General features: G+C 70.2%; 8 protein-coding genes. All 8 read left to right on the top strand.

Annotated features, from left to right (window positions below):
* The first annotated feature begins 216 nt into the window (after positions 1-216).
* Positions 217-471 (top strand): hypothetical protein, encoded by a 255-nt coding sequence (locus EHS43_RS27650; protein ID WP_125193463.1) that lies wholly within the window; start codon positions 217-219, stop codon positions 469-471.
* Entirely contained in the window at positions 468-1,655 is a 1,188-nt protein-coding gene (locus EHS43_RS27655; protein ID WP_125193464.1) for a Gfo/Idh/MocA family protein, read from the top strand. Before EHS43_RS27650 ends, EHS43_RS27655 begins: the two co-directional genes overlap by 4 nt.
* Complete coding sequence (locus tag EHS43_RS27660; protein ID WP_125193465.1) at positions 1,652-2,497, top strand: PmoA family protein; 846 nt, start codon at positions 1,652-1,654, stop codon at positions 2,495-2,497. Before EHS43_RS27655 ends, EHS43_RS27660 begins: the two co-directional genes overlap by 4 nt.
* Positions 2,494-4,032 carry a glycoside hydrolase 43 family protein gene (locus EHS43_RS27665; protein WP_125193466.1) on the top strand — a complete coding sequence of 513 codons (1,539 nt, stop codon included), beginning with the start codon at positions 2,494-2,496 and terminating at the stop codon, positions 4,030-4,032. The genes EHS43_RS27660 and EHS43_RS27665 overlap by 4 nt, the downstream gene beginning before the upstream one ends.
* 33 nt (positions 4,033-4,065) lie before the next feature.
* On the top strand, positions 4,066-6,072 hold the full coding sequence (locus EHS43_RS27670; RefSeq protein WP_125193467.1) for a pectinesterase family protein: 2,007 nt from the start codon (positions 4,066-4,068) through the stop codon (positions 6,070-6,072).
* Positions 6,073-6,128: 56 nt separating this feature from the next.
* Positions 6,129-7,472, top strand: coding sequence for a sugar ABC transporter substrate-binding protein (locus tag EHS43_RS27675; RefSeq protein WP_125193468.1), 1,344 nt, complete (start codon positions 6,129-6,131; stop codon positions 7,470-7,472).
* Positions 7,473-7,565: 93 nt separating this feature from the next.
* Complete coding sequence (locus tag EHS43_RS27680) at positions 7,566-8,360, top strand: rhamnogalacturonan acetylesterase (RefSeq protein ID WP_125193469.1); 795 nt, start codon at positions 7,566-7,568, stop codon at positions 8,358-8,360.
* Positions 8,361-8,391: 31 nt separating this feature from the next.
* Positions 8,392-9,710, top strand: a 1,319-nt coding sequence (locus EHS43_RS27685; protein WP_125193470.1) for a polysaccharide lyase family 1 protein, incomplete at its 3' end; no start/stop codon positions are given.

Consider the following 9,710-nt stretch of genomic DNA (forward strand, 5'->3'; position numbering starts at 1 on the left):
GAGCGGGCGGGTCCTGGAAGGAGCTGCTCCGGCTGCGCTTGCACGCACGGCCGGGGGCGTGAGGTGGCCCGGGATCGCGGCGGCCCGTGCCGGGTCCGGGGCGCAGGGTTCCGGAGTCGCGGGGAGTGGGTCGGTCGTCGCGGGAGCGCCCTCGGCGTGGTCGTTCGTCGGTCCTCGGGTCGGCGCCGCTGGATCCGGCAGGGGGGTGACGGTGAAGTGAGACTTCGTCGGATCGCCTGGGGCGGGGCCGTGCTGGGCCTGGTGGGCGTGATCGTGCGTGCCGAGGGCCGTGCCGTCGGCCGTGTGCTCCTGGGGCTGGCCGGTGATTCCGCGATCGCCGCCTCCGGCCGCATCGAGGCCGCCGGCCTGGCCAACGCCTACGACTCCGCAAGCGAGCGCGACCTCACGGTGGACAGCGGCTGGACGCCTACCCTGCACACAAAGATCGACAGCGCAGGGAGGATGCCATGAACACCGTGGACACCAGGAGCACCGACGACACCGGCACCGTGGACATCGTCCTGGCGGGCGCCCGCGGCCACGGTCGCTGGCACCTGGAGAACATCCGCCGGCTGCAGGACAAGGGGATCGTACGGCTGGCGGGGATCTGCGAGCTGACCCCGCTGACCGCGGAGGAGATCCCCGAAGGGCTCGGCACGCCCGAGCAGTCCGCCGACTTCGGCGCGCTCCTCGACTCCACCGGCGCCCGGATCGCGGTGATCTGCACCCCGATCCCGACCCACACGGACCTGGCACTCACCGCCGCGCGCAAGGGCGTCCACATCCTCCTGGAGAAGCCCCCGGCGCCGTCGTACGCGGAGTTCCGCCGCATGGCCGACGGGGTCGCCGCGGCCTCGGTCGCCTGCCAGATCGGCTTCCAGTCGCTGGGCTCGCACGCCGTGCCCGCGATCCGCGAGCTGGTCGAGGAGGGCGCGATCGGCGAGGTGACCGGGATCGGCGGGGCCGGTGCCTGGGCGCGTGCCGAGACGTACTACCGGCGCGCGCCCTGGGCGGGCAAGCGGCGGATGAACGGCGTCGACGTGATCGACGGGGTGCTGACCAACCCCCTCGCCCACGCCGTCGCCACCGCGCTCGCCCTGAACGGCACCACCCGCGCCGAGGACGTCACCCGTATCGAGACCGAGCTGCTGCGCGCCAACGACATCGAGTCCGACGACACCTCCTGCGTCCGCGTCACCACCGCGAACGGCCGCAAGGTCACCGTCGCCGCGACCCTGTGCGCCGAGGACCCCGGCGAGCCGTACGTCGTCGTGCACGGCGACCAGGGCCGGATCACCTACTGGTACAAGCAGGACCGTGTGCTGCTCCAGCGGGCCGGCCACGGCCCCGAGGAGTACGAGTACGGCCGCACCGACCTCCTGGAGAACCTGGTCGACCACATCACCGACGGCGACGAGCTGCTCGTCGTCCCCGACGTGACCGGCGCCTTCATGAAGGTCGTCGAGGCGATCCGGCTGGCCCCCGACCCGACCCCGCTGCCGGCCACGGCCTGGCACCTGCTCCCCGACGAGGCCCGTCGCGTCGTCCCCGGCGTCGACGGACTCGTCGCGGCCGCCGCCGACAGCCTCGCCCTCTACTCCGAGCTGGGCGCCGCCTGGGCCCGGCCGCACGACGCGAACGAGGTGAGCACATGACGACCCCCGATTCCCCGGTCCTGCGTGTCGCGGGCCGCCCGGTCGGCCGCTACGTCACCCGGCCCGAGCTGCCCGCCCGGCTCTCCCCGCGCCCCTATCTGCACCCCGTCACCACCCTGGGCGGCACGGCTGTCACCGAACTCAGCCCGGCCGACCACATCCACCACCTCGGCGTCGGTGTCGCCGTTCCCGACGTCGAGGGGAACAACTTCTGGGGCGGGCGCACCTACGTCCGCGACCAGGGCCCGACCGAGCTCGACAACCACGGCGCCCAGCGCCACAACTCCTTCCAGCTGCGCGACCCGGACGGCTTCGTGGAGGAGCTGCGCTGGGTCGCCTCCGGAACGGAGCTGCTGCGCGAGCGCCGGACCGTCGCGGCCACCGAACTGAGCGCCGCGGCCTGGGCGTTGGACTTCACCTTCTCCCTCACCAACGTCACCCAGTGCCCCTTGTCGATCGGCAGCCCGGCCACCAACGGCCGCCCGGGCGCGGCCTACGGCGGCTTCTTCTGGCGGGCCCGCAAGGAACAGGACGCGCCGGACGTCTTCACGGTCGACGGCGAGGGCGAGGCCGCGGTCCACGGCACCCGAGCCGACTGGGTGGCCCTCTCCGGCGCCGGCTGGACCCTGGTGTTCGCCGGGGCCACCGACCGGACCCGCCGCGACCCCTGGTTCGTGCGCGCCGGTGAGTACCCGGGGGTGGGCTCCTCGCTCGCCCACGAGGAGCGGCTGCCGATCCCGTCCGGCGAGACCGTCGTACGGCGGATCGTCACCGTCGTGGCCGACGGACGGCTGCCCCGGCTCGAAGCGGCCGCCCTGGTGCGGAAGGCGGTCAGCCAGTGACCCCCACGCCTCCGAACCCGCGTCCGAACCACCCGTCGACGTACTCGAACCCGGTCCTGGACGCCGACTGGTCCGATCCCGACGTCCTGTGCGTCGGCGACGACTTCTACCTCACCGCCTCCAGCTTCGGCCGCGTTCCCGGACTGCCGCTGCTGCACTCCCGCGACCTGGTCAACTGGACCCTGATCGGGCACGCCCTCGAACGCCTGGAGCCGGCGGGGGAGTTCACCAGACCCCGGCACGACTGCGGGGTCTGGGCACCGTCGCTCCGCCATCACGACGAACGGTTCTGGATCTTCTGGGGCGACCCCGACCAGGGCATCTTCCAGATCAACGCCCCCGGCATCAGGGGCCCTTGGACCCGGCCGCACCTCCTCAAGTCCGGCAAGGGCCTGATCGACCCGTGCCCGCTGTGGGACGAGGAGACCGGCGAGGCCTATCTGGTGCACGCCTGGGCCAAGTCCCGCTCCGGCGTCAAGAACCGTCTCACCGGGCACCGGATGGACCTCGACGGCCGTGAACTCCTCGACGAGGGGAAGGTGATCGTCGACGGCGACCGGATCCCCGGCTGGTTCACCCTCGAAGGCCCCAAGCTCTACCGGCACGACGGCTGGTTCTGGATCCTGGCACCCGCCGGGGGAGTGGAGACCGGCTGGCAGGGCGCCTTCCGCTCGCGCGGGTTCTTCGGCCCGTACGAGGAGAGGATCGTCCTGGAACAGGGGGACACCGACGTCAACGGACCGCACCAGGGCGGCTGGGTGCGCACCCCGTCCGGACAGGACTGGTTCCTGCACTTCCAGCAGAAGGGCCCCTACGGCAGGGTCGTCCACCTCCAGCCGATGCGCTGGGGTGCCGACGGCTGGCCGGTGCTCGGCGACGCGGGCGCCCCCGTCGCCGTACACAAAAGGCCCGATCTTCCGCCGCAGCCGGACGCGGCGCCCGCCACCGACGACGACTTCCCCGGCGGACGCTTCGGCCGTCAGTGGCAGTGGACCGCCAACCCGCAGCCCGGCTGGGCCACCCACCACTCCGCTGACGGGCTGCGACTGACCTGCGTCCGCTCGGCCGACGCGCACGACCTGCGCAGAGTGCCGAACGTCCTCACCCAGCGGCTGCCCGGTACGCCCTCGGCCGTCGAGGTGGAGCTGGAGCTGCACAGCGAGGAGCCGGGCGCACGGGCCGGACTCGCCGTCCTGGGCGACGCCTTCAGCTGGATCGGGCTCGAACGCGGGGCCGACGGCGAGGCGCACTTGGTGCACCGGTTCGCGGAGGGCGTCGCCGAGCGGGAACGGGACGCCGGCCATCCGCGACCCGCTCCCGCCGCGAGGGCACGGCTGCGGATCGAGATCGGCGCGGGAGCCCGCTGCCGGTTCTTCCACGACCTCGGCGAGGGACCGCGACCCTCCGGACCCGTGTTCACCGCCACCCCCTGGCGCTGGGTCGGGGCCCTGCTCGGACTGTTCGCCCTCGCACCCGTCGGAGGAGGCCACGCCGGAGCGGCAACCTTCACGCACTTCAGAATCGACCACCTGTAACGCACCGAACCCGTAAGCCTGTTGGGAGCCGCAATGACGCAGCACCTTGATAGCAAGCGCTTGCAGAGACCGGGGTCCGGAAAGGTCCTGGCCGCTGTGCTCGGTCTGGTGGCCGCGTTGAGCCTCGGGGCGATCGGGCAGGCCAGGGCCGTCCCCGCCGAGCAGGCCGCGGCCGACCGCGGGGGCGGCCAGATCCGGGCCGACCGCTGGAGCGACCGGGCCCACGGCTTCGCCTCCCTCGCCGGCGGGACCACCGGAGGGGCCGGCGGCAAGGTCGTCACCGTCACCGACCAGGCTGCGCTGGCCGCCTACGCGGCGGCCGAGGAGCCGTACGTCATCCGGGTCTCGGGCTCCATCGCGGTCGAGCCCTTCGGCTCGGACATCGTGGTGACCTCGAACAAGACGATCATCGGCGTCGGTGACACCGGCGAGATCGTCCACGGCGAGCTGCATCTCAACCCCGGCACCCACAACGTCATCATCCGCAACCTGACCATCCGCGACTCGTACGTCGAGGGCGACTGGGACGGCAAGACGACCGACTTCGACGCGATCCAGATGGACACCGCCGACCACGTCTGGATCGACCACAACCGCTTCGAGCACATGGGCGACGGGCTCCTCGACATCCGCAAGGACAGCCAGTACGTCACCGTCTCCTACAACCAGTTCCGCAGCCACAACAAGGCGTTCGGGATCGGCTGGACCACCAACCTGCTCACCCAGATCACCATCGACCACAACTGGTTCACCGGAACCAAGCAGCGCAACCCGTCCGCCGACAACTGCGCCTACGCCCACCTCTACAACAACTACCTCTCGGCGCAGGTGGCCGACGGGGACCCGGTGTGGACGTACGGGAACTGGTCGCGCGGCCGGACGAGGATGGTCATCGAGAGCAGCTACTACGACGGGGTCCAGCACCCCTACCAGGCCGACGCGACCGCGGAGTTGGTGCAGCGCGGGTCGATCCTGAGGAACACGAGCGGACGGACGGACACGTGGGGAACGGCCTTCGACCCGCGCTCCTTCTACGACTACCGGCTGGACCCGGCCGCCGCCGTCCCCTCCCTGGTGTCGCGGTTCTCCGGCCCGCAGCAGCGGATGGGGGTGACCCTGCACGTCCCCGGCGACCACCCGACCGTGCAGGACGCCGTGGACGCGGTGCCCGACGGGAACACCGTGCCGGTGACGATCGCCGTCGCGCCGGGCACCTACCGGGCCAAGGTGTACATCCCGGCGACCAAGCCGAACATCGTGCTCCAGGGGACTGGACAGGACCGGTCCGACACCGTCATCGTCTACGACACCCCCGCCGAGTACGGCGGTTCGACGGGCAGCGCGACGGTCCGGATCGCCGCGAACGACGTCACCGCCCGCCACCTCACCTTCAGCAACGACTTCGACGAGGCCGCGGTCGAGCTGAAGGGCGAGCAGGCCCTCGCGATGAAGACGACCGGCGACCGGATCGTCTTCGAGGACACCGCCTTCCTGGGCAACCAGGACACCCTGATGACCGACAGCCCCAAGCTGGACGTGATCAGCCGGGTCTACATCCGCGACTCGTACATCGAGGGCGATGTCGACTTCGTCTACGGCCGGGCGACGACGGTGATCGAACGGTCCGTGATCCGGGCGCTGAGCCGCGGCTCGGACGCCAACAACGGCTACATCACCGCCGCTTCGACCTGGAAGGGCAACCCGTACGGGTTCCTGATCACCCGGTCCAAGGTCGTGAGCGACGCCCCGGTGGGGACCTTCCACCTCGGGCGGCCGTGGCACCCGGGCGGTGAACCCGCCGCCGTGGCCCAGGTGTTGATCCGCGACACCGCACTCCCGGCCGCCGTGAAGACCGCGCCCTGGACCGACATGAGCGGCTTCTCCTGGAAGGACGCGAGGTTCGCCGAGTACCGCAACACCGGACCCGGCGCGGCCCCGAGCCCCGACCGGCCGCAGCTCACGGCCGCCGCCGCGAGGACGTACACGGTCACCGACTACCTCAAGGGCACGGACGGCTGGGCCCCCCACACCCGCCGCTGACTTCCCCCCACAACCTCATTTCACCGCTGGAATCAGAAGAAGAAGAGAGCCGATCAATGAAGATCAGTATCCGCAGAAGCAGGCGCGCTGCCATAGCCGTCGCCCTCGGGTCCGTCCTGGCGCTGACCGCCACCGCCTGCGGTGACGACGGCAGCGGGGCCGGCGGTGACAAGGGCGACGAGGGCAGCGGCAAGGGCAAGATCGTCTTCTGGGACAACAACGGCGGCGTGCGCACCGACATCTGGAAGGAGGTCATCGCCGACTTCCAGAAGGCCAACCCCGACATCAAGGTCGAGTACGTCGGCATCGCCTCCACCGAGTACCAGTCCAAGGTCGACACCGCCATCCAGGGCGGCGGCCTGCCGGACGTCGGCGGTGTCGGCGCGGCCATGCTCGCCGGGTTCTCCGCCCAGAACGCGCTGGAGCCGCTGGACGACCGGCTCGCGAAGTCCTCCCTGAACGGCAAGCTCAACGAGGACATGGTCGGCGTACTGAAGTCGTCCGGGGGTGGCGACGGCACCCTGTACTCCATCCCGACCTCCGCCAACAACGGTGTGCTGTACTACCGCACCGACCTGTTCAAGAAGGCCGGCCTGGACGAGCCGACGACCTGGGACAAGTTCTACGAGGCCGCCGCCAAGCTCACCAACGCCAAGAAGAACGAGTTCGGTTACACCATCCGCGGCGGCGCCGGGTCCATCGCGCAGGCCCTGGACGCGATGTACGGCCAGAGCGGGATCACGTCCTTCTGGGACGGCGACAAGACCACGGTCAACGACCCGAAGAACGTGGCGGCGCTGGAGAAGTACGCGGCGCTGTACAAGAAGGACACCCCGGCGGCCGACCTCAACAACGACTTCACCAAGATGGTCGCGCAGTGGGACTCCGGCACGATCGGCATGCTGAACCACAACCTGGGCTCGTACCAGGACCATGTGAAGGCGCTCGGGGTCGACAAGTTCCGGGGCATTCCGCAGCCGATCGGCGCGGGCGGCAAGCGGGTCCAGGTGTCCAACCCGGTCGACGGGCTCGGGGTGTTCAAGAGCTCGAAGAACAAGGAAGCCGCCTGGAAGTTCATCGAGTTCGCGACCTCGCACGCGGAGAACTCGAAGTTCAACAAGGCCGCGGGGCAGGTGCCGTCGAACAACGACGCCGCGAAGGACTCCTGGATCTCCGAGGCCGAGCCCACGAAGCTCGCCGCCGCCGCGCTGACCGACGGCTCCACGACCATCGTCCAGCTGCCGTACTACCTGCCCGACTGGAACACCATCTCCAAGGCGGACAACGAGCCGAACTTCCAGAAGGTCCTGCTCGGGGACATGAGTGCCAAGGACTTCCTGGACACCATGGCCGACCAGCTGAACAAGGCCCAGGCCGAATGGAAGGAACAGAACGGCTGAGGTCTCGGGTGGTTCCGATCGTGGGGAACTGCGGGCCCGTCGTGGCCGGTCGCGCAGTTCCCCGCGCCCCTGGGGAAGAGAGGCTGACCTGTAATGGCACTTACCCGTAGACACGTCACCGTGGCGGCGCTCGCCGCCGTGCCCGTCGCTTTCAGCGCAACCGGTACCGCTCAAGCCGGGGAGCAGCGGACCCTCTACATCGCCGGTGATTCCACCGCCGCCCAGAAGTACTCCGACGCCGCTCCCGAGACCGGGTGGGGCATGGCGCTTCCCTTCTTCCTGCGCAAGGGCCTTTCCGTCGCCAACCACGCGGTGAACGGACGGAGTTCGAAGTCCTTCGTCGACGAGGGCCGGCTCGACGCGATCCTCGCCCTGATCCGGCCCGGTGACCTCCTTCTCGTCCAGTTCGGGCACAACGACGAGAAGACCGCCGACCCCGCCCGGTACACCGAGCCCTGGACGACGTACCAGGACCACCTGCGGCTGTACGTCGACGGCGCCCGCGCCAAGGGGGCCCGGCCGGTGCTCGCGACCTCCGTCGAACGCCGCAAGTTCGACGCGAGCGGCAACGCGGTGCCGACGCACGGGGAGTACCCCGCCGCGATGCGGGCGCTCGCCCGGGAGGAGGGCGTGGCGCTGCTCGACATCCAGGCGCTGTCGCTCGCCCTGTGGCAGCAACTCGGCGTCGAGGAGACCAAGAAGTACTTCAACTGGACCGAAACCGAGCAGGACAACACGCACTTCAATCCGCCCGGTGCCATCGCGGTGGCCCGTCTGGTCGCCGGTGAACTGCTGCGGCACCGCGTGCTGGCGCCCCGGGACGTGCGCCGGCTCGACGCCGAGATCCCGGAGTCCTGGATCACCTGGCCGTCGCCGGCCACCGTCTGACCCTTCTTCGCAGTCGAAAGAGAGCCGCACAATGAACACACAGATATGGCATGGGCATGTCATAACAAAGGCGCTGGCGGTGGCGGGCTGCACCGCCCTCGTCCTCGCGGTCACCGGCGCCACCGCCGAGGCCAAGGGCCACGACACGGCCCGCGAGACCCTGGCCGCCGGTGACGGCTGGGGCTCCGAGGGCGCCGGCACCACCGGAGGCGCGGCCGCGGACGCCGCCCACGTCTACACGGTCACCGACTGGGCCGGCTTCAAGGCCGCCCTCGCCGCGGGCGGCACCGCGCCGAAGATCATCAAGGTGAAGGGGACCATCGACGCGGTCTCCGAGGGCTGTGACTCCCTCGCCGCGCCCGGCTACGACTTCGACGCCTACCTGGCGAAGTACTCGCCCGAGGCCTGGGGCCTGGACACCGACCTGAGCGCCGAGCCCGACGACAGCCCCGAGGGCCTGCGCCGCGCGTCCGCCGCCAACCAGGACCAGACCATCAAGGCGAACGTGCCCGCCAACACCACGATCATCGGGGTCGGCAAGAACGCCGGGTTCAAGGGCGCGAGCCTCCAGATCAAGGCCGTCGACAACGTCATCGTCCGCAACCTCACCTTCGAGAGCCCCATCGACTGTTTCCCGCAGTGGGACCCGACGGACGGCTCCAGCGGCAACTGGAACTCCGAGTACGACACCGCCGTCGTCTACGGCTCGACCCATGTCTGGCTGGACCACAACACCTTCACCGACGGCAGCCACCCCGACAGCGCGGCGCCGACCTACTTCGGGATGCTCTACCAGCAGCACGACGGTGAGCTGGACATCGTGCGCGGCGCCAACTACGTCACCGCCTCCTGGAACGTCTTCACCGAGCACGACAAGACGATCCTGATCGGCAACAGTGACAGCGAGTCCACGGCGGTGGGGGACCGGGGCAAGCTCAAGGTCACCTTCCATCACAACCTGTTCTCGAACCTCGTCGAGCGCGCGCCCCGCGTGCGGTTCGGGCAGGTCGACTCCTACAACAACCACTTCGTGGCGAACGGCGACTACTCCTACAGCTTCGGTATCGGCAAGGAGTCCCAACTCGTCGCCGAGCACAACGCGTTCACGCTGCCGACGGGGATCAGCGCGGCGAAGGTGCTCAAGCGGTGGAACGTCTCCCCGCTGACCGCCACCGACAACTACGTCAACGGCACCCTCACCGACCTGATCACCGTCCACAACGCCGAGATCCCCGCGGAGACCCTCCAGTCGGGGGCGGGCTGGACACCGACCCTGCGCACGAGGATCGACCCGGCGAAGAAGGTCCCGGGAATCGTGGCCCGGGGCGCGGGCGCGGGTCGCATCTGCTG

Source organism: Streptomyces sp. RP5T, from assembly GCF_003933965.1.
In the GTDB taxonomy this organism is placed as follows: Bacteria; Actinomycetota; Actinomycetes; order Streptomycetales; family Streptomycetaceae; genus Streptomyces.

Bases quoted from the DNA above. Each gene is read 5' to 3' on its own strand.
- EHS43_RS27655 (WP_125193464.1), top strand. From the start codon at position 468: ATGAACACCGTGGACACCAGGAGCACCGACGACACCGGCACCGTGGAC.
- EHS43_RS27660 (WP_125193465.1), top strand. From the start codon at position 1,652: ATGACGACCCCCGATTCCCCGGTCCTGCGTGTCGCGGGCCGCCCGGTC.
- EHS43_RS27670 (WP_125193467.1), top strand. From the start codon at position 4,066: ATGACGCAGCACCTTGATAGCAAGCGCTTGCAGAGACCGGGGTCCGGA.
- EHS43_RS27675 (WP_125193468.1), top strand. From the start codon at position 6,129: ATGAAGATCAGTATCCGCAGAAGCAGGCGCGCTGCCATAGCCGTCGCC.
- EHS43_RS27680 (WP_125193469.1), top strand. From the start codon at position 7,566: ATGGCACTTACCCGTAGACACGTCACCGTGGCGGCGCTCGCCGCCGTG.